23 protein-coding genes are annotated in these 23,742 nt (G+C 62.8%); 10 read left to right on the top strand and 13 right to left on the bottom strand.

Annotation, left to right across the window (positions count from 1 at the left end):
• Nucleotides 1–2 precede the first annotated feature (2 nt).
• The 9 genes from gmd to BLQ09_RS11070 all read right to left on the bottom strand — a co-directional run bounded on the left by gmd (nt 3) and on the right by BLQ09_RS11070 (nt 10,005).
• A complete protein-coding gene (gene gmd / locus BLQ09_RS11110) occupies nt 3–1,124 on the bottom strand; it encodes a GDP-mannose 4,6-dehydratase (protein ID WP_027608681.1) in 1,122 nt (373 codons plus the stop codon).
• 69 nt (nt 1,125–1,193) lie between these two features.
• Nucleotides 1,194–2,129 (bottom strand): glycosyltransferase family 2 protein, encoded by a 936-nt coding sequence (locus BLQ09_RS11105; RefSeq protein ID WP_027608682.1) that lies wholly within the window; start codon nt 2,127–2,129, stop codon nt 1,194–1,196.
• A gap of 1 nt (nt 2,130) precedes the next feature.
• Nucleotides 2,131–3,090: a nitroreductase family protein gene (locus BLQ09_RS11100; protein WP_159440249.1), complete on the bottom strand. Its 960-nt coding sequence runs from the start codon at nt 3,088–3,090 to the stop codon at nt 2,131–2,133.
• 14 nt (nt 3,091–3,104) lie between these two features.
• Entirely contained in the window at nt 3,105–3,656 is a 552-nt protein-coding gene (locus BLQ09_RS11095) for an LbetaH domain-containing protein (protein WP_027608684.1), read from the bottom strand.
• A complete protein-coding gene (locus tag BLQ09_RS11090; RefSeq protein ID WP_092356702.1) occupies nt 3,653–4,816 on the bottom strand; it encodes a polysaccharide pyruvyl transferase family protein in 1,164 nt (387 codons plus the stop codon). The genes BLQ09_RS11095 and BLQ09_RS11090 overlap by 4 nt, the downstream gene beginning before the upstream one ends.
• Entirely contained in the window at nt 4,813–5,988 is a 1,176-nt protein-coding gene (locus BLQ09_RS11085) for an O-antigen ligase family protein (RefSeq protein ID WP_092356699.1), read from the bottom strand. Before BLQ09_RS11085 ends, BLQ09_RS11090 begins: the two co-directional genes overlap by 4 nt.
• Nucleotides 5,985–7,298: a lipopolysaccharide biosynthesis protein gene (locus BLQ09_RS11080; RefSeq protein WP_027608687.1), complete on the bottom strand. Its 1,314-nt coding sequence runs from the start codon at nt 7,296–7,298 to the stop codon at nt 5,985–5,987. Before BLQ09_RS11080 ends, BLQ09_RS11085 begins: the two co-directional genes overlap by 4 nt.
• Before the next feature lie 5 nt (nt 7,299–7,303).
• Nucleotides 7,304–9,523 carry a polysaccharide biosynthesis tyrosine autokinase gene (locus BLQ09_RS11075; protein WP_092356695.1) on the bottom strand — a complete coding sequence of 740 codons (2,220 nt, stop codon included), beginning with the start codon at nt 9,521–9,523 and terminating at the stop codon, nt 7,304–7,306.
• A 41-nt stretch (nt 9,524–9,564) separates the two neighbouring features.
• Nucleotides 9,565–10,005, bottom strand: a complete 441-nt coding sequence (locus tag BLQ09_RS11070; RefSeq protein WP_027608688.1) for a low molecular weight protein-tyrosine-phosphatase — start codon at nt 10,003–10,005, stop codon at nt 9,565–9,567.
• 230 nt (nt 10,006–10,235) lie between these two features.
• Here BLQ09_RS11070 and BLQ09_RS31505 point away from each other — a divergent pair, with 230 nt between their 5' ends.
• Both BLQ09_RS31505 and BLQ09_RS11060 read left to right on the top strand, forming a co-directional pair.
• A complete protein-coding gene (locus BLQ09_RS31505; RefSeq protein ID WP_223841602.1) occupies nt 10,236–10,544 on the top strand; it encodes a phosphomannomutase in 309 nt (102 codons plus the stop codon).
• Entirely contained in the window at nt 10,541–10,873 is a 333-nt protein-coding gene (locus tag BLQ09_RS11060) for a hypothetical protein (RefSeq protein WP_027608690.1), read from the top strand. Before BLQ09_RS31505 ends, BLQ09_RS11060 begins: the two co-directional genes overlap by 4 nt.
• Here BLQ09_RS11060 and BLQ09_RS11055 read toward each other — a convergent pair.
• Nucleotides 10,825–11,448: a phosphatase PAP2 family protein gene (locus BLQ09_RS11055; protein ID WP_092356692.1), complete on the bottom strand. Its 624-nt coding sequence runs from the start codon at nt 11,446–11,448 to the stop codon at nt 10,825–10,827. The two genes, BLQ09_RS11060 and BLQ09_RS11055, sit on opposite strands and share 49 nt — an antisense overlap.
• A gap of 255 nt (nt 11,449–11,703) precedes the next feature.
• Here BLQ09_RS11055 and BLQ09_RS11050 point away from each other — a divergent pair, with 255 nt between their 5' ends.
• Nucleotides 11,704–12,786 carry an LLM class flavin-dependent oxidoreductase gene (locus tag BLQ09_RS11050; RefSeq protein WP_092356689.1) on the top strand — a complete coding sequence of 361 codons (1,083 nt, stop codon included), beginning with the start codon at nt 11,704–11,706 and terminating at the stop codon, nt 12,784–12,786.
• Between the two features lie 72 nt (nt 12,787–12,858).
• On the opposite strand, the gene BLQ09_RS11045 is transcribed toward BLQ09_RS11050, so the two are convergent.
• Together BLQ09_RS11045 and BLQ09_RS11035 are read right to left on the bottom strand one after the other, a co-directional pair.
• Entirely contained in the window at nt 12,859–13,653 is a 795-nt protein-coding gene (locus BLQ09_RS11045) for a class II aldolase/adducin family protein (RefSeq protein WP_092356686.1), read from the bottom strand.
• A 735-nt stretch (nt 13,654–14,388) separates the two neighbouring features.
• Nucleotides 14,389–15,294 carry a LysR family transcriptional regulator gene (locus BLQ09_RS11035; RefSeq protein ID WP_027608694.1) on the bottom strand — a complete coding sequence of 302 codons (906 nt, stop codon included), beginning with the start codon at nt 15,292–15,294 and terminating at the stop codon, nt 14,389–14,391.
• 216 nt (nt 15,295–15,510) lie between these two features.
• Here BLQ09_RS11035 and BLQ09_RS11030 point away from each other — a divergent pair, with 216 nt between their 5' ends.
• Together BLQ09_RS11030 and BLQ09_RS11025 are read left to right on the top strand one after the other, a co-directional pair.
• Complete coding sequence (locus tag BLQ09_RS11030) at nt 15,511–16,122, top strand: cysteine dioxygenase family protein (RefSeq protein ID WP_027608695.1); 612 nt, start codon at nt 15,511–15,513, stop codon at nt 16,120–16,122.
• Complete coding sequence (locus tag BLQ09_RS11025) at nt 16,119–17,702, top strand: rhodanese-related sulfurtransferase (RefSeq protein ID WP_092356680.1); 1,584 nt, start codon at nt 16,119–16,121, stop codon at nt 17,700–17,702. The genes BLQ09_RS11030 and BLQ09_RS11025 overlap by 4 nt, the downstream gene beginning before the upstream one ends.
• Before the next feature lie 68 nt (nt 17,703–17,770).
• Here the strand turns inward: BLQ09_RS11025 and BLQ09_RS31255 are convergent, their stop codons facing one another.
• A complete protein-coding gene (locus BLQ09_RS31255; protein ID WP_155954390.1) occupies nt 17,771–17,932 on the bottom strand; it encodes a hypothetical protein in 162 nt (53 codons plus the stop codon).
• Nucleotides 17,933–18,328: 396 nt separating this feature from the next.
• On the opposite strand from BLQ09_RS31255, the gene BLQ09_RS11020 reads away from it, so the two are divergent.
• The 5 genes from BLQ09_RS11020 to BLQ09_RS11000 are packed head-to-tail and all read left to right on the top strand — an operon-like array spanning nt 18,329 to nt 23,509.
• Nucleotides 18,329–19,303, top strand: a complete 975-nt coding sequence (locus tag BLQ09_RS11020; protein ID WP_092356677.1) for an ABC transporter substrate-binding protein — start codon at nt 18,329–18,331, stop codon at nt 19,301–19,303.
• 11 nt (nt 19,304–19,314) lie between these two features.
• Complete coding sequence (locus BLQ09_RS11015) at nt 19,315–20,679, top strand: LLM class flavin-dependent oxidoreductase (protein WP_092356674.1); 1,365 nt, start codon at nt 19,315–19,317, stop codon at nt 20,677–20,679.
• On the top strand, nt 20,676–21,359 hold the full coding sequence (locus BLQ09_RS11010; protein ID WP_092356671.1) for a peroxiredoxin-like family protein: 684 nt from the start codon (nt 20,676–20,678) through the stop codon (nt 21,357–21,359). Before BLQ09_RS11015 ends, BLQ09_RS11010 begins: the two co-directional genes overlap by 4 nt.
• A 39-nt stretch (nt 21,360–21,398) precedes the next feature.
• The gene (locus BLQ09_RS11005) at nt 21,399–22,568 is read left to right on the top strand and encodes an acyl-CoA dehydrogenase family protein (RefSeq protein ID WP_092356668.1); all 1,170 of its coding nucleotides are present in this window, start codon (nt 21,399–21,401) and stop codon (nt 22,566–22,568) included.
• A complete protein-coding gene (locus tag BLQ09_RS11000) occupies nt 22,565–23,509 on the top strand; it encodes a D-isomer specific 2-hydroxyacid dehydrogenase family protein (protein ID WP_027608701.1) in 945 nt (314 codons plus the stop codon). The genes BLQ09_RS11005 and BLQ09_RS11000 overlap by 4 nt, the downstream gene beginning before the upstream one ends.
• Nucleotides 23,510–23,742: the final 233 nt, after the last annotated feature.

Below are 23,742 nucleotides of genomic sequence, written 5' to 3'. Positions count from 1 at the left end.
GCTCAGTTCTCCACGGCAATCGGTGCGTCATGCCCGTGCAGGCGCAACAAGGCGTGGCGCTGGGCGACCTTGAGGTCTTCGCGGACCATCTCCGCGCACATTTCCTGGGCGCTGATTTCCGGCACCCAGCCGAGCAGGCGCTTGGCCTTGGACGGGTCGCCCAACAGCGTCTCGACTTCCGCCGGGCGGAAGTAACGCGGGTCGACGCGCACAATCACATCGCCCACCAGGATGCCCGGCGCCAGGTCGCCGTCGATCCGCTCGACCACCGCCACCTCTTCCACGCCCTCGCCGACAAAGCGCAGATGCAGCCCCAGTTCCGCCGCCGACCAGCGAATAAAGTCGCGCACCGAATACTGCACACCGGTGGCGATGACAAAGTCCTCGGGGTGTTCCTGTTGCAGCATCATCCACTGCATGCGCACGTAGTCCTTGGCATGGCCCCAGTCGCGCAGTGCATCCATGTTGCCCATGTACAGGCACTGTTCCAGGCCCAGGGCGATGTTGCTCAGGGCGCGGGTGATCTTGCGCGTCACGAAGGTTTCACCGCGACGCGGCGACTCGTGGTTGAACAGGATGCCGTTGCACGCATACAGCCCATAGGCTTCGCGGAAGTTCACGGTGATCCAGTAGGCGTACAGCTTGGCCACCGCATAGGGCGAACGCGGGTAGAACGGCGTGGTTTCCTTCTGCGGGGTTTCCTGCACCAGCCCGTACAGCTCGGAGGTCGAGGCCTGGTAGAAACGGGTCTTCTTTTCCAGGCCCAGCAGGCGGATCGCCTCGAGGATGCGCAAGGTGCCGAGGGCATCCACATCGGCGGTGTATTCCGGCGAATCGAAGCTCACCGCCACATGGGATTGGGCGCCGAGGTTGTAGATTTCATCGGGCTGGATCTGCTGGATGATACGCGTCAGGTTCGACGAATCCGCCAGGTCGCCATAGTGCAGGATCAGGTTTTTACGCAGGGCCTGGGGGTCCTGGTAAATATGATCGATGCGCTGGGTATTGAACGACGAAGAACGGCGCTTGAGGCCGTGCACGGTATAGCCTTTTTCCAGCAGCAGCTCGGCCAGGTACGAGCCATCCTGACCGGTGATCCCGGTAATAAGCGCGACTTTATTCATGTCTGTCTCCCAATTGATAGGCGAGCGAAGGCCGACACCCAGACTTGGGTGTTTGTTAAAAACGCTCAGTTACTTCGGTGTGGGCAGGTTCAAGTTATGTCCGGTCAACTTTGAGAGTTCCCGGACAATGGCTTCCTTATCGTTTAAGTGCGCAATCGCGGTTTCCAGTTCGAGCACTTTGGCGCCCACCAGAAAGCGGTACCAATAGCCCTGGAGCAGGTGATAGACCAGGCCGCTGCGGCCATCGAGAAACCCCAGCTGGATGATGTAGCGCCACAGGAAATACGCGGTGGAACTGAGGGTGAACGGCACGCGGTTGTACACGCGGTTCTTGACCAGGCGCTTGGCCTTGGCCTGGAACGAACTCTGCCCGGCATGCAGTTCATCGCGTATCGCAAACAGCCCCAGCCGCGCGTTAAGCACTTCAATCGCTTCGCGGGTGGCGTACTGGTTGTGCTTGTGGGTGAAGAAGGTCAAGTCATGCAGGTTATGGTCGGCAAACCCGCCGTCGAGGGTGATGGTGCGGCCCTCGGCGACCGAGATGTGCTCGTCCATCCAACGGTCCTCCATGCGCCCCTGGCCGGTGCGCCACAGCCGCAGCATCTTCAACGGGTAGCGGCCGCCATGGCGCACCCAGCGCCCCATGAAGATATGCTTGCGCTTGAAGTTGATGCCGGTGATGTCCCGGGCCAGGGTCGGCAGCCGGGTATTGATCGCGGCGGCAAGGTCGGCCTCGATGATTTCGTCGGCGTCCAGGCGCATCGTCCAGTTGCCGGTAATCGGCAGGTGATCCAGCGCCCACTGGAACTGCTTGGCCTGGTTGACGAAGGCGTGCTGCACCACCAGCGCGCCATGGCGCCGGGCGATGTCGCAGGTGTCGTCGGTGGAAAACGAATCGACCACCAGCACTTCGTCGCTGAAGGCCCGTACCGACTCGATGGCCCGGGCGATATGCAGGCTTTCGTTGTAGGTGAGGATGATCACACTGACGGTTTCGCGCTTCATATCAGCCACCGTGCATCTGCAGGACTTCGGTGGTGAGCCGGCGCGGTGAACGCGCGGCCCGGAAGTGGCTTTCCAGGGGCAGCCCCACGGCGATCATCATGATCAACCGCTCGCTGGCCGGGATGGCGCCGATGCCACGGATCTTCTTTTCCACCGAATTGAGGATCGCCAGGTTCAGCGGGCACGCACCCAGGCCATTGGCGTGGCAGGCCAGCAGCAGGCCCATGGAAAACAACGCACCGTCGACGTAAAGCTGGTTGCGCTGCCCCGCGCCGCCCCAGGCGGTGACTTCGGACGTGACCACAAACAGGTTGTCCACCGACTGCGCAAACCCGCGCGAGCCGCCTTGCAGCTCCAGCAGCTGCGCGATCACCGCACGGTCCTGATACACATGCACCCGCGACGACTGCCGGTTGCATTGCGAGGGTGACGACTGCGCCAATTCCACCAGGGACGTCAGCAGGCCACTGTCGATCTTGCCGGCCTGGAACATGCGGCAACTGGAGCGCGATTGCAGGAACGCCTTGGCATCCAGCCCGCCATTGCCCAGCCACGGCGCTGCACGCTTGATACCGCCGCTGCCGGCGGTGCCGTCGCGCTTGAGGTGCTCCACATAGGCATCCAGGTAAAACACGAAGTCGTCGCTGATGCCGAGGGTGCGGTGCAGCTCGAGGTAACCCTGGAACGCGCCGAGGGCCATCTCCACCGGCAGCGCCGAATACGTGCGGTCGTATTCGTTGAGCATATGGATGATGCCGTTGATCTTGTCCTTGCCGAACAGCGGCTTGGGTTCCTTGAGGGACAGGCCCTTTTCCACGGTGTGGGTTTCGATGAGGATTTTGTAGAACAGCTTCTTGTTGCGGCTTTCCAACGGCGAGTAACCGTTGTGGCGAATAAACGTGAGCATGTCGCGAAAGAACTCGCTGACGAAATACATCAACTTCCATGCCTTATCCATCATGGGTTTCACCTGTTTCATAGTGCGATGTCTCTCGTTTTGAGGGGGCGGCACGGCGCACCGACGCAAATCATCCAGGCCGGCTGGCTGGCCGTGACCACCGAGCGCGCGCCGACCACGCAGCCCTCCTCCAGCACGCAACCGGGGTGGATAAAGGCCTCGGCGGCGACCCACACGTGGTCCTTGATCACGATCTCGCGAGTCACCAAGGGCCGCAGCAGGCTGCGGGTGTCGTGGCTGCCGGTGCACAGGAAGCTGCGCTGGCTGATGGTGACTTTGGAGCCCAGGGTGATTTTGGCCATGGCGTACACATCGACCCCATCGCCGATGGCGGTGTAGTCGCCGATCTCCAGGTTCCACGGTGCCCAGATGCTGCACGTGGGCGCGATGCGGCAGCCCACGCCGACCTTGGCGCCAAAGCAGCGCAGCAACCAACGCCGCCAGTTGTGCAGCATCCAGCGCGGCGTGGGACGAAACAGCAGCTGGTAGACGATGCCCCACAACAGCCGGCGCGCCTTGTTGCTGCGCGGCAGGGTGTCGACGTACTTGAGTTGCGCGAAGTCGCTCATGACCGCAGCGCCGCCAGTTGTTCCAACAGGTAGCGCTCGCCCACCTGTTGCAGGGCCTGGCGCCGGGCCCGCACCGCCACCCAGTCGATGGGCGCCGCGATCAAGGCGTGCACCTGGTCGGCATCGTCTGCCGGCAGGAAGCGTTGCGACAGCTCCAGCTTCTCCAGCAGGTTGCGCACACGGGCGTTCAGCGAGGCCTTGTTGCCCGGCAACCCCACGGCGATAAACGGCTTCTCGAAAATGATCGCGAACACCGTGGCGTGGAAGGAGTTGGTCACCACGTAGGCGCTCTCCTTGAGCAACTTGAGCCAATCCTGCGGGCCCACCTGTACGGTCTCGCCGATCTGCCGCCAGCGCCGGTGCGCGTTGTACGGCGAGACAATCGGCCCGGCCACCTGCCGCGACAGCGCCTGGGCCACTTCGCGCACGCCCACGCCGGTGCGCAGCGCATAGCAGAACACGTGGCCGGTGCGGGTCTGGGTGGACGTGGCGAGCAGCGCCGAATAGTCGCGGTGCAGCAGCGTCGGGTCCGGCACGCACTGGGCAGCCAGCCCCGAGACCTGCTGCACGATGCTCACCCCGCTCTCCTCGCGCACACTGATCGCCGACAGTTGCCTGAGCAGACCCTCGGCTTCGGCATGGTACTGCGGCTCCAGGTATTCCTTGCCGAAACTCGCGGCGTAGGAGATGCGCCGGATCGCCTTGTCGCAGTCGAAGGCCAGGAAGTACGCCGGGTCGAGGCCGGTCTGGCCCGAGGGGTTCCAGATCTGGTCGCTGCCGGCCACCAGCAACTGCTGGCCGGCCACCGCCTGGTGGAGCTGGTGGGCGTGGGCGTAACGCGGCGCCTGGATATTCAGGAAGCGCGTTTTGAACGCCTCGAACTGGCGCGACTGGGCATTCGGCCCCAGCACCCGGGTTTTCAACGCCAGGGCCTTGAGGTACAGGGCCTTGAGGTTGGCCTTGAGCTGGCGCGGGTTGAACAGCTGGCGGATCTCGCTGCCATCCTCCACGTAGGCCGGGTGGTAGTTGATCAGGCTTACCTGCAAGCCCTGTTGCTGCAACCAGCGCTGCAAGGCATAGGCTTGCAGCACCGCGCCGAAGTTTTCGCTGAAGTGGTACGTCAGTATCCCGGCCCTGATGGGGCTAGCAGGTGCGTTCATGATCCAGCCTGTTTCAGTAAGTAATTGGGGTAAACCGCCTGGCGTGCAGGCGCAGCCTTGTTGAGCAGGCCGATGAACATCGACCACACCAGCAGGTAGCTGCCATCGAAGGTGGTGAAGAACTGGTAGCTGGTCTTGAACGAGAAAATCAGCAGGATCGCCACCACGGCCAGGGATACCGGGCTGCGCGGCAAACCGCTGAACAGCAGGCAAAACAGCGCCACGCCGAGCACCCCCAGCTTGGCGGTCACGCCCCAGTAGCCGTTCTCGATATCGAACTTGGAGTTCTCGAACCAGCGCTCGTCATTGGTGGGCACGCCGGGGGTCAATTGCTTGGCCAGGCCATTGCCCAGGAACACCGTGGCCGGGTTGTCGAGAAACGATTCCTTGGCATGGGCGATCTCGAACGCACGGGTCACGTCCTCGCCCTTCTCCTCGAACAGGTAAGTGGCAAAGCGCGACACCGCCAAGGGGCTGGCATAGAACGTCAGCGTGCCCAGCGCGCCGATGGCCACCACCAGCACCGCCAACGACTTGAGCTTGCGCTGGGTAATCGCCGACAACAGGATCATCACCGCCATCGCCGCGAGGATGGTCTTGGACCCGGCCGCCAGCAGCGTGACCGCGAGAATCAGCATCAGGCCGATCCTGCGCTGGCAACAGGCATAGAAAAACAGCAGCACCGCCGAGCTGGTGGGGAACAACATGATCCGCCCGACTTCGTCGCTGGACTTGGACGCGGCGTTGGTCAGGTCGATGCCCACGCCATACAGGCTGACCTGGAGCAACTGGCCAAGGGCGAAGATGTAGATGATGCGTTCGAGGATGCGCCGGTAGTTGACACTATGGGCCCGGGCGATTGTTTCCACATGGGCCAGCACATGGCGGTACCCGGCCAGCAGCAGCACAAAATAGAAAAACGGAATGCCGGAACGCAGGAACTGGTACAGCGAGATGTTCGCCCCGCTGCTCACCAATACCTGCAACACACTGGACGCAACCACCAGCGCCAGCAATGGCAGCGCGCGGGTAAAGCCACGCGCCGCGTACACCACGAACGGCAGCAACAGCAGCAACGCCACCGGTTGCGAGAGGTTGTTGCTCAGCGCCAGGGGCAAGGCGAAGAACGTCAGCGGCAGGTAGAGGGTCAGGCGCGCCTGGGACAGCATCATGGGCCGACCTCCCCCACGCGAATCACCCGCAGGTACACCAACACCACCAGTTCCGGCAGCGACAGCAACAGCGACGCGCCCAGCAGCGGATCGATGCGCTCCTTGCATGCCAGCCACAGCAGCAAGGCTGCCACGCTGCTCAGCGCATAGATCACTGAGGTGAGGGTGTGGCGATTGGTGGAAATCAGCATCGCCGCGAGGATGAACCAGGCCACATTCAAAATCGTATGGGAGCCGATCAGCGCCAAGGACAGGCGATCGACCTGCACCAGGCCATGGCTCCACAGCAGGATGACCTGCGGCCCGGCCCAGATCCCCGCGGCATACACCAGCAGGCACAGGCCCAGTACCAGGGAGCTGGCGCGCTGGGTAAAGCGTCGTGCCTGTTCGAACTCGCCGCGCCCGGCCAGCCGTGAGATCTCCGGGGTCAGGGCGTTGCTGCAGGTGATGCCCAACTGGATGATCAGGCGCATCAGGGTGCGCGCCATGGTGTAACCCACCACCACCGCCGGGCCGGCGATCTGGTTGAGCACTTGCAGGCCGCCTTGCAGGGTGATCGCCTGCGCCAGCGGGATCGCCGCGCTGCCCAGCGCCGGTTTCCAGATACCACGGAACTCGGCCCAGGACGCCGACCCCAGCCCCAGCAGCGGCCAGGGTGAAATCCGCCGCACAAACAGGGTCACCAGCACCAGGAACAGCACCTGGCTGAAAAACATGCCCTGGGCCAATTGCAGTTCGGAGCCACCCAGCAGCAGTACGACGATGGACAGCACAATGTCCAGGGTCCTGCGGTTGGCCATGATGAAGACGCCGCCGACGGTTCTGTCGATGGTGCGAAACCAGGCGTCGATCGGCCCACCCAGCAAGCGCGTGCACAGGTAGCCGGACATGAACAGCACCACCAGGCCGGCCTGCTCGGCGGTCAAGGTCTTGAGCCCGAGCAGTGACACCCAGTCGAGCCACTGGCCCAAGGTCAGGGCGAATACCAGCACCAGCGCGACCACCGCCAGGGTAAAGGCCAGCGCGGTCTGCACACTGCGCCGCGCCCCCGGCACATCGCCCTGGCTCGCACGCAGCGTGGCGCTGGTGGCCGACGCCTGGGCCACCCCCAGGTCCAGCAGGCTGAGCATCGACGGAATACCGGTGAGCACCAGCCAATCGGCATAGCGCCCGGTGCCCCAGGCGTGCAGGAAGAACGGCACCAGCACCAGTTGCGCCGCCAGCGTCACCAGTTGGGTGTAGCCGTAGCTGAGCACGTTGAGGCGAAACCGTCGCGACAACGAGCGCGGCATTTCAAGCACTTTGCTCATGGTCGTCAGGCCTTGTCGGACTGATAGGCGTAGCTGTAGTAGCCGTAGTCGCCATAGCCGTAGCTGGCGGACCGGCGTTTTTCCACACCATTGAAGATCGCCCCCTTGAGCTCGATGCCGTTCTGATGGAAGCGGCGCAGGGTCAACTCGATCTCCTTCGCCGAGTTCACGCCAAAACGGGTGACCATCAGGCTGGTGCCGGCCTGGCGCCCGACAATCGCGGCATCGGTCACCGCCAGCAAGGGCGGCGTGTCGATGATCACCAGGTCATAGCGCTCGCTGACTTCGGCCAGCAACGCGGCGAAGTTGGGGTGCATCAGCAGTTCCGATGGGTTGGGCGGGATCTGCCCACGGCCGATGAAATCGAAGCGCTCCACTGCGGTCGGGTGAATCGCTTCCTGCAGATCACAGCGCTTGGCGAGCAGGTCGGACAACCCCGCCTCCACCGCCTTGCCGAGCATCTTGTGCAAGTAGCCCTTGCGCATGTCGGCATCGATCAGCAGCACGCGCTGGCCCGACTGCGCGACAATCGCCGCCAGGTTGGCCGAGACAAACGTCTTGCCCACCTCGGGGCTCGGGCCGGTGATCATCAGGCGGTTGTTCCTGGCCTCGAGCATGGCGAAGTGCAGGCTGGTGCGCAGGCTGCGCATGGCTTCCATCACCAGGTCATGGGGGTGATTGACCGCCAGCAGCGACGGTGCGCCGGAGCGGCCCTTGGCGGCGTTGGTTTCCTCGGCCTTTTGCAACAGGCTGAAGGGGATCGAGGCGTACACCGGCAGGCCGAGTTTCTCGATCTCATCCGGGCTTTCCAGGCCACGGTTGAGCAGGCTGCGCACCAGCACGATGCCTACCGAGAGCATGCCGCCGAGCAGCATCGCCAGCAGCACCACGATGACCTTGCGCGGCGCTACAGGCTTGGCCAGGTTGACATCGGCACTGTCGATCAAACGCACGTTGCCCACGGTGCCGGCGCGCATTACGTCGAGCTCCTGGGAGCGGTTGAGCAACTGGGTGTAGATCTCGGTGCCCACTTGCACGTCGCGGGTCAGGCTGAGCAATTCCTGCTGGGTCGTGGGCAAGCCTTCGACGCGCTTGGTCATCTGCGCCTGCTTGGCATTGAGTTCCGCCAGCTTGGCGATCAAGGCGCGATAAGCCGGGTGCTGGGGGGTGAACTTGCGGTCCATCTCGGCCTGTTGCAGCTTGAGTTCGGAGATGCCGGTGTCCAGGGCCACCACCTGGTCGAGCACGGCCTTGGCCTCGAGGCTGATGTCGATGGATTTGCTGCGGGTCTGGAAGCGGTTCAAGGCGTTCTCGGCCTTCTCCAGGTCGCGACGCACCTGGGGCAACTGGTCATTGAGGAACGACAGGCTCTGCGCAGCCTCGGCCGAGGTGCGGTCGACGTTCTGCTTCACATACAGGTTGGAGATTTCATTCAGCGTCCGCACCGCCAGGGCCGGGCGCGTACTCTCCAGGGACAGGCTGATGATGCCCGACTCCTTGCCGCGTTCGATCACGGTGAGCAGGTCCTGGTAGTCGGCCACCGTGTCCAGGCGCGGCTTGCGCACGATCTTGAAATGCGCGCCCGGATTGGCCCGCAGCTCCTTGACCAGCACCTCGACGCCGTCGGCGGCAAACGGCACGCCGACGCTTCCTGCGGCGATCTCGACGCCGTCCTCATCAAACAACGTGTAGGCCTGGGCCTCGCCGGCCACCAGTACCAGGGTGGTCCCGAGCAACGCCGTCGGCAGGTTCAAGCGGCTCAGCGCCAGGGCCTCGCCCCCTGCCGACCAGCGGCTGAAACCGAACAGCGGCGGCGCAATATCGCCCTTGTTTTCAGGCGCATAACGCCGCGCGAGGAAGCCACCGATCAACGGAAAATGCTGCGGCGTGACAGTGATGTCCAACGCCAGGGTATCGACGGTCTTGCCAATGATGGTGCGCGACTTGATCAGCTCGATCTCGGTCACCGCCGGCGATTCCTTGCCCAGCAGGCTACTGACGTCGGAGAAACCGAGCATGTCGTTCTTCTTCGGCTCCACCTGGATCAACGCATTCGCCTGGAACACCGGCGCCGCCAGAATCGCGTAGGCCGCACCGATCAGCATGCAGGTGCCGGTGATCCCGGCGATCAGCCATTTGTGATCGATCAGGTTGCCGAGCATGCCGAGCACATCGATCTCGTCACGGTGAGGGCTTTCAGGGGAAGCGTTCTGGGGTGAATACATAAATCGCGTCTTCGTCCTTGCAATCGTTTAAAGAGGGAGCGTCAGCGCGCCAGGCGCTGGGCCCAGGCCTGTGCGGCCTGTTCGATCAAGGCATAGGCCTGCACAAAGGCGGGCTTGCCCTGGCGATAGGGGTCGGTGATCTCGCGATCGTGCTGCCACTTGCCCAACAGGAACACCTTGCCCCGCGCCTCGGGGGCGAGGTCGAGCACGCCGTCGATGTGCCGTTGCTCCATCACCAGGATCAGGTCGGCCTCACTCACGGCTTCAACGCTGAGTTGCCGCGCCTTGTGTGCCCGGGGAACATGTCCATGCTCCTGCAGCACTTGCCCGGCCGTCGGTTCCAGCGGATGGTCACGCAACGCCGCCAAGCCCGCCGAACTCACCGTGATTCCGGAGGACGTCAGTGCGGCCCCCAGCAAGTGTTCCGCCGTGGGGCTGCGGCAGATGTTGCCGATGCACACAATCAATATCTTTTTGAACAAGGCAACCTCCCACGCACCGCACACTTATTCTTCGGCAAAAGGGACGACCTTATTTAATGAGTTGCAACTAACGACCGAGTAATTATGACCACAGCCTACAAACCGAGACCATCTATCGCGCAAGACAAAAAATAACAATCCCGGCATTAACCGACTAAAACTAACATTCCGGTATTTTTGTACCGTCCCATAATAAAGTGCGATTTGAATGCACCAGACAGGGGACGGCCATGAACACGTCAAAGTTATTGGTAGAGCGTATTGGCCTATTTCCTTCTTCGGGAAATATTCAAGTGGAAGTGCATGATTCATCCCATGTCGTCGAACGCCTGCAGGTGTTGTATGCCGATAACTCACTGGACAGCGACGCGTCCGGTGCCGGGTTTTCCATGGTGTTCGCCGATTGGCGCTTCAAGTTGCAGGTCAGTGACCCGTTGTCGGTGTGCCTGTGCGTGGAAAGTCGCGGCGACAGCCAGTTCATGCAGGTCAAGACGGCCGAACTGCTGGCCAATATCTGCGGCACCGAGGAGCGGCCATGAGCCTGTGGGCGGGCTTGAGACGCGGCTATGCGTTGCGCAGGCTGACGGGGATGTTCGAGGGGTTTGCCGAACCGGTGCAGGGCGCGCAGTACCAGCGCAACACCCGGGTCATCGGCCATTGGCTGGACCTGTTGCGCGGCAGCTCCCCGCAGCAGATCACCCATGCACTGTTCCAGCAGATGAAACGCGCGCAGCGCCGTGGCAATGCGCGGCGCTTCAACGCGCAGACGACCTTGCTGGCGCTGATGGTGGAAAGCAACCTGGCGCTGGACCTGGCGACCTACTCGGCCTTCCGGTGCGCGGTTTCCAGGCGCCAGGCAGGCTCCTGAGGGGCCTGGTCGGCACCTGAGAGGGTCACTGCGACGCGGTTGAGCAGCCACTCCGCGTTGTACTTGGGCACCAGCCCACAGACCAGCAAAAACACCAGCCCGCCGCCGATGAACACGGGGGATACCTTGATGGGCGCGGCATCAATACGCCACAGGAACACACTGGCCGCTGTCGCACCCAGTGCGGCACCGGCCAGGGCTTCATTCAGCGGATGTATATAAGGCGCGACACAATAAGCACTGAACCCGATACTTATCACCAACCCCGCCAGCGCCGCCGGCCAACGCCAGGCCTGGTTGAACTGGCGGGCCAACAAACTCGTTGCCACCGTGACCATCAAACAGGTGTTCATGGCATGGCCACTTATTACAGCAATATCCAAGTGCTGGAAGGATAAGCCCCAACCTTTAAACAGCAACTTGCTGGCCGCCACGATCGAATAAGTAATACCCAGCGTTATTATCCAGGCCCGCAATGCCCACGGCGTGGAATACCTTAACCAGACAGCAATCACCAGTGCGGCCGGAATCATGACGGTAATGCCGCCATATTGCGCAAGTTCTGCCCGCATCACTGCTTAACCTTCGACGTGCCATTTTCGGCGCTCATCAGACCTCAGGCCCGGCAAAAACACAACGTTATCTAGGGTCAGCAACGCGCTAAAAATGCAATTTACTGATTATAACACCTAAATATGATTCTATATTTTAATAATTAGGTTAGAACCAAACGGCATTTTACAGCGGCTGTCGCGGCCCCTACCGTGGACGAGCATGACCGACCCCCTGCCCGGCGGAGGTACTCACTCCCTACTCGACAAGGACAGACCATGAGCATTGAATTCATCGGCTATATCGGCGGTCACCACGCTTCCGAGATCCACCCGCGCAGCGGCCCTACCCTGCAACCGGACTACGTGGAAACCGTGGCCCGCGCCCACGAAGAAGCCGGTTTCGACCGCGCGCTGGTGGCGTTCCATTCCAACAGCCCGGACAGCACGCTGATCGCCGCCCATGCCGCCAGCGTGACGAAAAAACTGCAGTTCCTGATCGCCCACCGTCCGGGCTTCGCCCAACCCACCCTGGCCGCCCGCCAGTTCGCCACCCTCGATGTGTTCAATGGCGGGCGCACCGCCGTGCATATCATCACCGGCGGCGACGACCGCGAACTGCGCGCCGATGGCAGCCATATCGGCAAGGACGAACGCTACGCGCGCACCGATGAATACCTGAGCGTGGTCCGCCAGGAATGGACCAGCGATCAGCCCTTCGACTTTGCCGGCACCTACTACCAGGTCGAAGGCGCCCACTCCGCGGTGAAGTCGCCGCAGCAGCCGCATATCCCGTTGTACTTTGGCGGATCGTCCAAGGCCGCGATTGAAGTGGCGGGCAAGCATGCCGATGTGTACGCGCTGTGGGGCGAAACCTATGAGCAGGTACGCGAGATCGTGACCCAGGTGCGCGCCGAAGCGGCCAGGCATGGGCGCACGATTCGCTTCAGCCTGTCGCTGCGGCCGATCCTCGCCGCGACCGAAGAACAGGCGTGGGCCCGTGCCGACAGCATCCTGCAACAGGCCACCGAGCTGGCCGAAAAGAATGGCTTTGTGCGGCGTGAACCGCCGAATGAAGGCTCGCGCCGGTTGCTGGCGGCGGCGGCGCAGGGCTCGCGGCTGGACAAGCGTTTGTGGACGGGGATTGCCAGGTTGCTGGGGGCGCAGGGGAATTCCACCTCGTTGGTGGGGACCGCCGAACAGGTGGCAGAGGCATTGGTCGATTATTACGACCTCGGCATCACCACCTTCCTGATCCGTGGGTTTGATCCGCTCAATGATGCGATCGACTATGGCAAGCGGTTGATCCCCCTCACCCGGCAGTTGATTGCTGAACGCGAGCAGGCCAAACAGGTCGCGTGAGCAAGAACACCACAAAACCCATGTGGGAGGGGCAACCCCTCTCCTACATTTTGATTTTCACCTGGTTCGAAATCAGTTCTTGTAGTCGGTATCAGTCCGCTCCAACTGCCGAATCAGCGCATTCCAATGCCGCGCCACCCCCGCTCCTTCGCCACTGGCAAACACCTTGGCCTGTTGTTCGACTTTCGCCACCACTTCGGCCGGCGGGAAGATCAACTCCGCATTCCCCGCCGCCTGCGCCGCCACCTGGATATTGCACGCGCGCTCCAACTGTTGCAGCTGCGCAAACGCATGTTCAACACTGACGCCGGCGGTCAACAAGCCATGGTTGCGCAGGATCATCACGCTTTTGTCGCCCAGGTCCGCCACCAGCCGCTCGCGTTCGTCCAGGTCGAGGGCCACGCCTTCATACCCGTGGTACGCCACGCGTCCGGAAAAACCAATGGAATGCTGGGAGATCGGCAGCAGGCCGTCCTTCTGCGCCGACACCGCAATGCCGTCGCGGGTGTGGGTGTGCAGCACCGCCTGCAGGTCATGGCGTGCGCCGTGGATCGCGCTGTGGATCACATAGCCGGCGTAGTTGATGCCCAGGCCGGTAGGGTCATCGACGATAGTGCCGTCGAGGTCGACCTTGACCAGGTTGGATGCGCTGATTTCATCGAACAACAACCCGAAGGCGTTGATCAGGAAATGCTCCTCCGGCCCCGGTACACGGGCGGAGAAATGGGTATAGATGTGGTCGGTCCACTTGTACAAGGCGGCCAGGCGATAAGCGGCGGCCAGTTTGACGCGCACCTCCCACTCTTGCGGGGTAACGCGCTGGCGAACATTGCTGGTGAGGTTGGTGATCGAGGTGACGCTGCTCATGGCAAAACTTCCTGGATGGCCTTAAGGACTTCCAGGCAAGCCTAGGGGATGGCCAAAAATAATAAAAAGCACATTTTAATCTAAGCTAATTATTATTTTTTTTCATATAACCCTTACCAATAATTCAGGGCAAATGTGGTAGATCCCACGACCTCTTCGACGCAGCGCTGTCGCGCAGCAAACTGTGGCGAGCGGGCTTGCCACAAGAATGCGGTCGCCTGAAATTGTTCAGGCAAGACTCAAGACTTCAGGGTGAAATTTTAACCCTCTAAAATCATTCAGTTATTTTAAGTTTGATAAGAGGGGCTTGCCCCCGATGGCCATGAGTATCTCCCGCAACGCTAACATCGATGCGAAGCGAGCCGCCCTTGATCTTGCTTTTGATCTTGATCTTGATCTTGATCTCAGGCGCCCCGTTAACCACGCTGGCCGGAATCCGACAGTGATTTGGGGGGCTAAACCGGCAGGGATGCCGGTTTAGCCGCCCCGCGCCATGGATGGCGCGTGGCGGCGGCCCCCCAAATCACTGTCGGATTCCGGGCACACCGAGCCTAGGCGAGGTGCCGAGTGGTGGGGCAAGAGCCCTTTGCTTACTTTGGGGCTTTTCCAAAGTGAGCCGCCGTCAGGGCGGAACCCTAAGCCGCCGTTACCGCAGCAACGGATATGTACCCGGTCCAATCCAAAAAAATGGTCGGCCCAGAGGCCGTCATCGGGGACAAGCCCCCTCCCACAGGGTTACGCGGCGTCGCGGACTTTATGCAGCGACGCCGCCACCCGCTTGCCAAACGCATCCACCGGCCCCTGCAGGTTGCCCAGGAAGTGCGGGTAGATCAGCCACAGGTCCATCACCGGCTTGAAATCCTTGAGCGGCATCACCGCCAGCTGCTCACGGTGCGCACTGCGTTCCAGCAACGGCCGTGGCACCAGGCCCAAGCCCAGGCCGTCGGCCACCAGGCCCAGTTGCAGTTCGGTGCCGAAGGTCTCCAGGTTGACCCGCAGGGCCAGGCCCTGATCGGACAAGGTGCGCTGCAAGCCGGCGCGGAAACCGCAGCCGTCCGGGTTGAGGACCCAGCCGTTCTGGTACACATCGGCCAGCTTGCAGGGTTTCTTCGGCAGTTGGGCCTTGGCGCAGACCACCACCAGTTCCATCTTGCCGATGGACTCGCCGACGATGTTGTCCGGGAAGATCTTGCCTGCCGGGAACAGCGCCGCCGCCGCGTCCAGTTCGCCGCGTTCGATCTTGCCCACCAACTGGCTGCCCCAGCCGGTGGCGACCTGGGCACGCAAGTCGGGGTATTCGCTGCGCAGGTGCTTGAGCGCGTCCAGCAGCACCACGTCGCCGATGGTCTGCGGCACCCCCAGGCGCAGCAGGCCGGTGGGCGGTGCGTCGGTGGCCACCAGCTCGCGCAGGGCATCCATCTCGCGCAGGATCAACCGGCACTGCTCATAGACGCGGGTGCCGATCAATGTCGGCTTGAGGGGCTTGGTGTTGCGGTCGAACAGCTCCACGCCCAGCGCCTGCTCGAAGTTCTGCACGCGGCGGGTAATGGCCGGCTGGGTCAATTGCAACGACTCGGCGGCATGGCTGATGGACTGGCAACGAATCACTTCGACAAAAGCATCGATATCGTCAATTTTCATTTGGGCCGCACATAGAGAACAGTCATTAAGATGTGTGTAAAGCATAGTTGCAGGAACGTGGCGTGAATAGCCCGCGCTGCAATCGATAACGTCTAACGCTATTCAGACCGGTTCTAAATTACCTTCAGCTATAAGCTAATCATTAAAAAATAGCATATTAACTATAAACATTATGCTTAGATAACCCCATCCCTGCGACCACACGATGGAAGTGCCATGACCCAGGCCCGACACCCCGAGAGACTCAGAGCCTTCATAGGCGCCCTGGCGGAATTGATCGACGGCAACCCACGGGAAGGCGACCTGTTGCACCGTGGCGGCAAGCTGCTGGCGCAACTGGTCAGCCATGACGATTGGCTCCCCGATGAATTTGCCCAACCCGACCCCGAGCGCTACCAGCAGTTCCTGCTGCATGCCGATTCGCGCCAGCGTTTCAGCATCGTCAGCTTTGTCTGGGGGCCGGGGCAAAGCACGCCGATCCACGACCATCGGGTGTGGGGGCTGATCGGCATGCTGCGCGGCGCAGAGTTCTCCCAAGGCTTCCAACGCGCACCCGACGGCAGCCTGGTCGCCGAAGGCCAGCCGATTCAACTGGTGCCGGGCCAGGTCGAAGCGGTGTCTCCCAAGGTCGGCGACATCCACCAGGTGAGCAATGCCCACAGCGACCAGGTGTCGATCAGCATTCATGTGTACGGCGCCAATATCGGCGCGGTGCGCCGTGCGGTGTACCAGCCCGACGGCAGCGAGAAACTGTTTATCTCCGGTTATTCCAATGCCTTCCTCCCGAATATCTGGGATTTGTCCAAAGAAAAGAGCCCTGCCCTATGACCACCGTATCGACCCGTAGCTTTGCCCGGATTCGCCAGGCCCTGTTGGACCGTGAAGAAGTCGCCCTGGTGGACGTGCGCGAAGAAGCGCCGTTTGCCGAATCCCACCCGCTGTTCGCGGCGAATATCCCGCTGTCCAAGCTGGAACTGGAGGTGTATTCGCGCATTCCACGCCGCGATACCCAGGTCACCGTCTACGACAACGGTGAAGGCCTGGCCGCCCGTGCCGCCGAACGCCTGGTTGCGCTGGGCTACACCCAGGTCAGCCTGCTGGAAGGTGGCCTGGACGGTTGGCGCCGGGCCGGTGGCGAGCTGTTTATCGATGTGAACGTGCCGAGCAAGGCCTTTGGCGAGCTGGTGGAAAGCGAGCGCCACACGCCGTCCCTCGCCGCTGAAGAAGTGCAGGCGCTGCTCGACAGCCAGGCCGATGTGGTGGTGCTCGACGCCCGCCGTTTCGACGAATACCAAACCATGAGCATCCCCACCGGCATCAGCGTGCCCGGTGCCGAGTTGGTGTTACGCGCGCGCGAACTGGCGCCCGACCCGGCCACCCGCATCATCGTCAACTGCGCCGGGCGTACCCGCAGCATTATCGGTACCCAGTCGCTGATCAATGCCGGCGTGGCCAACCCGGTGTCTGCGCTGCGCAACGGCACCATCGGCTGGACCCTCGCCGGGCAGACACTCGCCCACGGCCAGTCGCGGCGCTTTGCCCCGACCTCGGAAGAACATCGCCAGATCGCCGCCGTCGATGCCCGCCGCGTCGCCGACAAGGCCCGCGTCGGTCGTGCCACCCTGGCCGACCTGCAAGCCTGGCAGCAGGACACCACCCGCACCACCTACCTGTTCGATGTGCGCACCCCGGAAGAATTCGAAGCCGGCCACCTGCCCGGCGCACGCTCCACACCCGGCGGCCAGCTGGTACAGGAAACCGACCATGTCGCCAGCGTGCGCGGGGCACGCCTGGTACTGGCGGACGACGATGGCGTGCGGGCGAATATGTCCGCGTCCTGGCTGGCCCAACTGGGCTGGGAGGTGCATGTGCTGGATGACCTGCAGGCAGCGCATTTCAGCGCGAAAGGCGCCTGGGTCGCCCCGGTGCCCGCGCCGCCCCAGGCCGAACTGATCAGCCCGCATACCCTCGCCGAATGGCTCGCCCATGGCGACACGGTGGTGCTGGACTTCACCGCCAGCGCCAACTACGTCAAACGCCATATCCCCGGCGCCTGGTGGGCGTTGCGTGCGCAACTGCCCGAGGCCCTGGCCAAGATACCCGCCGCCCAGCGTTATGTGCTGACCTGCGGCAGCAGCCAACTGGCGCGCCTGGCGGTGGCCGAAGTCGAAGCGATCACCGGCAAACAGGTGTTCCTGCTGCAAGACGGCACCGCCGCCTGGATCAACGCGCAACTGCCACTGGAAGAAGGCGAAACCCACCTGGCCTCGCCGCGCATCGACCGCTACCGCCGGCCGTACGAAGGCACCGACAACCCCAAGGAAGCCATGCAGGCTTATCTGGATTGGGAGTTCGGTCTGGTGGAGCAACTGGCCCGTGATGGGACCCATGGGTTTTACGTCATTTGACCCCAGGCACGCCTGCCCCCATTGCGGGAGCAGGCGCTACCCCAGGCTGATGGGGTGGGGGTACTGCGTTACTTTCTTTCTTCTGTGTCGGTGCAAGAAACCGTCCCCGAGCTACCGCTCAACTGAGACTGCATGGCGTGGACACCCGCCTCCATTTGCGAGGCCACGCTGAACTGGGCGCCGAGCAACAGGCTGAACATGACGCATGTGGTTGCCAATAATTTGAACATGACGAATCCTCACTGGTTCGCTGAGAGGGTAAAAATACCCCCATCGTTTACTCACAGCTGACTTGGCTGCGTACTGTCATTTTCTGCCCGGCGCAACGCCTGGACACCTGTGAAGAATGACAGTGGCCTAGACAACTTCGCACTATGCAAACCTGCGCTGAGAGCGATTGGCACCGTCCCTTTGGAAACCCAGGCACCCCAGCCGCAATTACGCACTTTAAAAATACATAAAACGCATATTAGATAACAAATTATCTTAATATTTTTCATAATTAACATATAACCAAAAAGACTTTCACAGCAGGTTTTTATGGGCATAACGTGAACTCCTCACCGACCCCTTCTCCAGGCGGAGGTAGCCGAACCCTTTTTCGATCTGCCTGGAGCCTGCATCCCATGGTCTTTTTCACTCCGTTCAAACGCCTGCTCCTGGGCACCGCCCTGGCCCTTGGCCTGGCCACCGGCGCCCACGCCGCCGACCTGCAACCGCTGCGGGTGGCCAATCAGAAATCGACGATCAAGACGCTGCTGGAAGTCTCCGGCGAAACGAAAAACGTGCCCTATGAAATCCAGTGGTCGGAATTCCCGTCCGCCTCGCCCCTGGGAGAAGCCTTGAATGCCGGTGCCGTGGATATCGGTGCCCTGGGCGATGCGCCCTACGTGTTTGCCCTTGGCGCCGGCGCCTCGCTCAAGGTGGTCAGCATCATCCACGCCGAAGGGCGTAACACCACCGCCCTGCTGGTGCCCAAGGATTCGCCGATCAAGACGGTGGCCGACCTCAAGGGCAAGAAAATCGTCACCGGGCGTGGCTCCATCGGCCACTACCTGGCGATCAAAGCCCTGGCCACCGCAGGCCTGACCACTAAGGATGTGCAGTTCATTTTCCTGCTGCCCAGCGAGTCGCGCCTGGTACTGGATAACGGCACCGTCGACGCCTGGTCGACCTGGGACCCCTACACCACCGTCGTCACGTCCCAAAGCCAGGCGCGGATCCTGGCCAGCGGCAACACCCTGTTGAGCAACCACCTGTACCTCGCCGCCACCCGCCAGGCCATCGCCGACAAGCGCACGCAGCTGGACGACTTTGTCGCCCGCGTCGACCGCGCCTACGCCTGGGCCAATACCCACCCCGACGAGTACGCCGCCGCCCAGGCCAAAATCACCGGGCTGCCGCTGGCCGTGCATCTGGCCGTGGCCAAGGAAACCCGCCTGAGCCCGGTGCTGATTGACGACAGCGTGGTCAGTGGCCTGCAGGCCACCGCCGACACCTACCAGCAAGAAGGCCTGCTGCCCCGGCACATCGACGTGTCCCAGGGCTTCGACACGAGCTTTAACGCCAAGCGCGCCCCCAACAACCAAGCATCACGCTGAAGGAGCAGAACATGAGCACGCCACATCCATTAAAACCCCGCCATTTGAAACTGGGCGCCATGGTCCACGGTGTCGGACACGGCTGGGGCGAATGGCGCCATCCCCAGGCGCAACCGAATGCCAGTACGAATTTCGGCTTCTACAAGCAGCAGACCGAACTCGCCGAAGCGGCCAAGTTCGACTTCGTGTTCATCGCCGACAGCCTGCACATCCACGCCAAATCCAGCCCGCATTACCTCAACCGCTTCGAGCCGCTGACCATCCTCTCGGCCCTGGCCGCACTGACCACGCATATCGGCCTGGTGGCCACCGTGACCGTCAGCTACACCGAGCCCTACCAGGTGGCGCGCCAGTTCGCGTCCCTGGACCATATCAGCGGCGGGCGCGCCGGCTGGAACGTGGTGACCTCGTGGCTCAGCGGCACCGCCGACAACTTCGGTAAAGCCGAGCACCCACCCCACGCCGTGCGCTACCGCATCGCCAAGGAACACCTGAACACGGTCAAGGGCCTGTGGGATTCCTGGGAAGACGACGCCTTTGCCTACAACAAGCAAAGCGGTGAATTCTTTACCCCGGGCAAGCTGCATGCGCTGAACCACAAAGGCGAGTTTTTCTCGGTCAAAGGCCCGCTGAACATTGCGCGCTCGCGCCAGGGCCAGCCGGTGATTTTCCAGGCGGGCACCTCCGAAGACGGGCGTAACTTTGCGGCGCAGAACGCCGACGCCATCTTCGTGCATGTGGAAAGCATCGAAGAAGGCCTGGCGTATACCCAGGACCTCAAACGCCGCGCCAAAGGCTTTGGCCGCGACGCCGACAGCCTGTCGATCCTGCCGGGCATCCGCCCGATTGTCGGCCGCGACGAGGCCGAAGTGGAAAGCCGCTACCAGCAGGCCGTGGAGCTGGTCACCGTGGAAGACGCCATCGTCGCCCTTGGCCGCCCGTTCAACGACCATGACTTCAGCCAGTACCCGCTGGACGCGCCCTTCCCGGAACTCGGCGACCTGGGCGCCAACAGCCAGAAAGGCGGCTCCGACCGCATCAAGCAACTGGCCAGGGACGAAGGCCTGACCCTGCGCGAAGTGGCGCTGCGCTTCTCGCGGCCCAAGCGTGATTTTGTCGGCACCCCGGAGCAAGTCGCCGACGCGATCCAGACCTGGTTCGAACGCGGTGCCAGCGATGGTTTCATCATCAACTCGGTGCTGCCGGACGGCTTGCAGTACTTCACCGAACTGGTGGTGCCGGTGCTGCAACAGCGTGGCCTGTTCCGTAGCGAATACACCGGCCACACCCTGCGCGACAACCTTGGCCTGGACGTGCCGGCCAACCGTTACAGCGTCACCGCCGAGGTCGAAACGCAACAGGAGGCGCTGGCATGAGCGAGTCCCTCAACCGTCAGTTGGCGGCGCTGCACGCCGAGCGTGTAGCGACCTGGGCACCGGCGGCGTTGCAGGTCAATATCGACCAGCGCCAGCGCCTGGTGGATGAAGCACGGGTAGACGACTACGTGCAGATCGGCGATGAGCTGGACCCCTTCACCCTGCTCACTGTGGAAGGCGGCGAACTGACCCGCGAACGATTGCTGGCCGACGGCCCGGCGGTGCTGATCTTCTTCCGCTTTGCCGGCTGCCCGGCGTGCAATATCGCCCTGCCCTATTACGAACGCCAACTCTACCCACGCCTGCGAGAACTAGGCGTGCCCCTGGTCGCGGTGAGCCCGCAAGTGCCTGAACGTCTGGTTGAGATCAAGAGCCGCCACGCCCTGCAATTGCGGGTGGCCAGCGACCCGGACAACCAACTCGGTCGCCGCCTGGGCATCCTCTACAGCTTCGACGAAGCCTCGCGCAATGCAGCCCTGGCCAAGGGCAATCACATCGGTGAAACCACCGGTACGGGAACCTGGGAGTTGCCGCAACCGACCGTGGTGGTGATTGCCCAGGACGGCACGGTGGCGTTCGTGGACGTCAGCCCGGACTGGCTGGTGCGTACCGAAGCCGAGCCGGTGGTGCAGGTGGTGGAGCGCTTGCTGGGCCAACAGCCTGTACGCATCGCCATCTAGGCCCAGCGCCCCTCCCACATTTTGACCGAGTACATTCTCATGACCCAACCGTCTCTACGCTCCGTGGAGGTCGCCAACTTCGAGGCCCTGCTCGAACGCCTCAGCACCGAGCTGGCCGGCACCGCGCACCTGTATGACGAGAGCGGCGCCTTCCCCCATGCCAACTTCCAGCGGCTGCACGACCATGGCCTGGTCGCCCTCACCGTGCCCAAGGCCCTCGGCGGCGGTGGTGCCAGCCTGCCCCAGGCGCGCAAGGCGATCAGTGCGATTGCCAAGGGCGAACCGTCCACCGCACTGATCCTGGTGATGCAATACCTGCAACACACGCGCCTGCAAGACAGCAAGACCTGGCCGCCCCACCTGCGTACCCGAGTGGCCGAGGACGCGGTGCGCGACGGTGCATTGATCAATGCCCTGCGCGTCGAACCCGACCTCGGCACCCCGGCCCGTGGCGGGCTGCCGGCGACGACTGCCGTGCGCACTGCCGAGGGCTGGCGCATCAGCGGGCGCAAGATCTACTCCACCGGCAGCCATGGTCTGAGCTGGTTCAGCGTATGGGCGCGCAGCGATGACGCCGACCCGCTGGTGGGCGCCTGGCTGGTGCCCAAGGACAGCCCCGGCGTAAGCATCATCGACACCTGGGACCACCTCGGCATGCGCGCCACCTGCAGCCATGAAGTGGTGCTCGACAATGTGCTGGTGCCACTGGACCACGCCGTCAGCGTCAGCCCCTGGAGCGCGCCGCAACCGGAACTGGATGCCGAGGGTTTCCTGTGGATGTCGGTGCTGCTGTCCTCGGTGTATGACGCCGTGGCCCAGGCCGCGCGGGACTGGCTGGTGAACTGGCTGGAAGAGCGCCAGCCATCCAATCTCGGCGCGGCGCTGTCGACACTGCCGCGTTTCCAGGAAACCGTCGGCCATATCGACACCCTGCTGTTCGCCAACCGCAGCCTGCTCGACGCCGCCGCCGACGGCCACACCCCGGCCGCCAACGCCGCGCAGTTGAAGTACCTGGTCACCCACAACGCTATTCGCGCGGTGGAGCTGGCCATCGAGGCCTCCGGCAACCCCGGTCTGTCACGTCATAGCCCGCTGCAACGCCACTACCGCGATGTGCTGTGCAGTCGTGTGCATACCCCGCAGAACGATGCGGTGCTGCAGGGCGTGGGTAAAGCCGTGTTCGCCCAACGCCAGAAGGAACGCACATGACCCAGGTGATTATCGCCAGCCAGTTGGACGAAGACTACAACGACGTGATCCGCGCGCGCCTCACTGCGATCCACCCCGGAGCCCAGGTGATCGGCGTGCCGGCAGGCGTGCCAAGCGACCTGCCGCCCCAGGCGAATATCCTGCTGCTGCGCCCGATCAACGTGCGCGGCTACACCGCACCGGACACCCCGCCACCGGGCTGGCCCTACGGCGCGCAATGGGTGCATTTGGTATCGTCCGGCATCGACTTCTACCCGCAATGGCTGTTCAACGGCCCGCCGGTGACCACCTCCCGAGGCAGCGCCGCCGACAACCTGGCCGAGTTCGCCCTGGCAGCGATCTTTGCCGCCTCCAAGCATTTGCCGGACATCTGGGTGAAGGACTCGCAATGGAACTTCACCGCCCTGCGCCCCCTCAAGGGCACCACCCTGGGTATCCTTGGCTTTGGCGCGATTGGTGAAAGCCTGGCACAAAAAGCCCTGGGCCTGGGCATCAAGGTGGTCGCGCTGCGTCAGAGCCAGGCACCGCTCGGCGCCGGCGTGGACGCCGCCCAGGACATCCACGACCTGTTCGCCCGCGCCGACCACCTGGTGGTGGCAGCGCCACTGACCGACGCCACGCGGCATATCATCAACCGCGATGTGCTGGGCAGCGCCAGGCCGGGCCTGCACCTGATCAACATCGCCCGTGGGGGCCTGCTCGATCAGGAGGCGTTGCTGGAGGCCCTGGATAACGGCCAGATCGGCCTGGCATCGCTCGACGTGACCGAGCCGGAGCCCTTGCCGGACGGGCACCCGCTGTACAGCCACCCACGGGTACGGTTGTCGCCGCACACGTCAGCGATTTCGACCAATAGCCGCAACGAGATTGCCGATACGTTCTTGGCGAATCTGGAGCGCTACGTTTCAGGGGTTGAACTGGCGAATCTGGCTAACGCCTGACGCTGTTCAAAAATGTCGGAGGGGCGGTGCGACGATTCGACTTGCTCCCGTGGCGGCCTTCGGGCCGACCATGTCGTTGGAGTTGAGCGAGTACATATCCGTTGCTGCGGTAACGGCGGCTTAGGGTTCCGCCCTTACGGCGGGTCACTTTGGAAAAGCCCCAAAGTAACCAAAGGGCTCTTGCCCCAACACTCGGCACCTCGCCTAGGCTCGGTGTGCCCGAACGAAGGCTT

It is taken from the genome of Pseudomonas sp. NFACC25 (assembly GCF_900100935.1).
In the GTDB taxonomy this organism is placed as follows: Bacteria; Pseudomonadota; Gammaproteobacteria; order Pseudomonadales; family Pseudomonadaceae; genus Aquipseudomonas; species Aquipseudomonas marginalis.
The sequence above is the reverse complement of the archived record's forward strand: the minus strand, read 5'-3'. Positions and strand labels throughout refer to the sequence as shown.

Excerpts from the sequence above, each read along its gene's own strand:
- gmd (WP_027608681.1), bottom strand. The coding sequence starts at position 1,124 with ATGAATAAAGTCGCGCTTATTACCGGGATCACCGGTCAGGATGGCTCG.
- BLQ09_RS11105 (WP_027608682.1), bottom strand. The coding sequence starts at position 2,129 with ATGAAGCGCGAAACCGTCAGTGTGATCATCCTCACCTACAACGAAAGC.
- BLQ09_RS11100 (WP_159440249.1), bottom strand. The coding sequence starts at position 3,090 with ATGATGGATAAGGCATGGAAGTTGATGTATTTCGTCAGCGAGTTCTTT.
- BLQ09_RS11095 (WP_027608684.1), bottom strand. The coding sequence starts at position 3,656 with ATGAGCGACTTCGCGCAACTCAAGTACGTCGACACCCTGCCGCGCAGC.
- BLQ09_RS11090 (WP_092356702.1), bottom strand. The coding sequence starts at position 4,816 with ATGAACGCACCTGCTAGCCCCATCAGGGCCGGGATACTGACGTACCAC.
- BLQ09_RS11085 (WP_092356699.1), bottom strand. The coding sequence starts at position 5,988 with ATGATGCTGTCCCAGGCGCGCCTGACCCTCTACCTGCCGCTGACGTTC.
- BLQ09_RS11080 (WP_027608687.1), bottom strand. The coding sequence starts at position 7,298 with ATGAGCAAAGTGCTTGAAATGCCGCGCTCGTTGTCGCGACGGTTTCGC.
- BLQ09_RS11075 (WP_092356695.1), bottom strand. The coding sequence starts at position 9,523 with ATGTATTCACCCCAGAACGCTTCCCCTGAAAGCCCTCACCGTGACGAG.
- BLQ09_RS31505 (WP_223841602.1), top strand. The coding sequence starts at position 10,236 with ATGAACACGTCAAAGTTATTGGTAGAGCGTATTGGCCTATTTCCTTCT.
- BLQ09_RS11060 (WP_027608690.1), top strand. The coding sequence starts at position 10,541 with ATGAGCCTGTGGGCGGGCTTGAGACGCGGCTATGCGTTGCGCAGGCTG.
- BLQ09_RS11050 (WP_092356689.1), top strand. The coding sequence starts at position 11,704 with ATGAGCATTGAATTCATCGGCTATATCGGCGGTCACCACGCTTCCGAG.
- BLQ09_RS11045 (WP_092356686.1), bottom strand. The coding sequence starts at position 13,653 with ATGAGCAGCGTCACCTCGATCACCAACCTCACCAGCAATGTTCGCCAG.
- BLQ09_RS11035 (WP_027608694.1), bottom strand. The coding sequence starts at position 15,294 with ATGAAAATTGACGATATCGATGCTTTTGTCGAAGTGATTCGTTGCCAG.
- BLQ09_RS11030 (WP_027608695.1), top strand. The coding sequence starts at position 15,511 with ATGACCCAGGCCCGACACCCCGAGAGACTCAGAGCCTTCATAGGCGCC.
- BLQ09_RS11025 (WP_092356680.1), top strand. The coding sequence starts at position 16,119 with ATGACCACCGTATCGACCCGTAGCTTTGCCCGGATTCGCCAGGCCCTG.
- BLQ09_RS31255 (WP_155954390.1), bottom strand. The coding sequence starts at position 17,932 with ATGTTCAAATTATTGGCAACCACATGCGTCATGTTCAGCCTGTTGCTC.
- BLQ09_RS11020 (WP_092356677.1), top strand. The coding sequence starts at position 18,329 with ATGGTCTTTTTCACTCCGTTCAAACGCCTGCTCCTGGGCACCGCCCTG.
- BLQ09_RS11015 (WP_092356674.1), top strand. The coding sequence starts at position 19,315 with ATGAGCACGCCACATCCATTAAAACCCCGCCATTTGAAACTGGGCGCC.
- BLQ09_RS11010 (WP_092356671.1), top strand. The coding sequence starts at position 20,676 with ATGAGCGAGTCCCTCAACCGTCAGTTGGCGGCGCTGCACGCCGAGCGT.
- BLQ09_RS11005 (WP_092356668.1), top strand. The coding sequence starts at position 21,399 with ATGACCCAACCGTCTCTACGCTCCGTGGAGGTCGCCAACTTCGAGGCC.
- BLQ09_RS11000 (WP_027608701.1), top strand. The coding sequence starts at position 22,565 with ATGACCCAGGTGATTATCGCCAGCCAGTTGGACGAAGACTACAACGAC.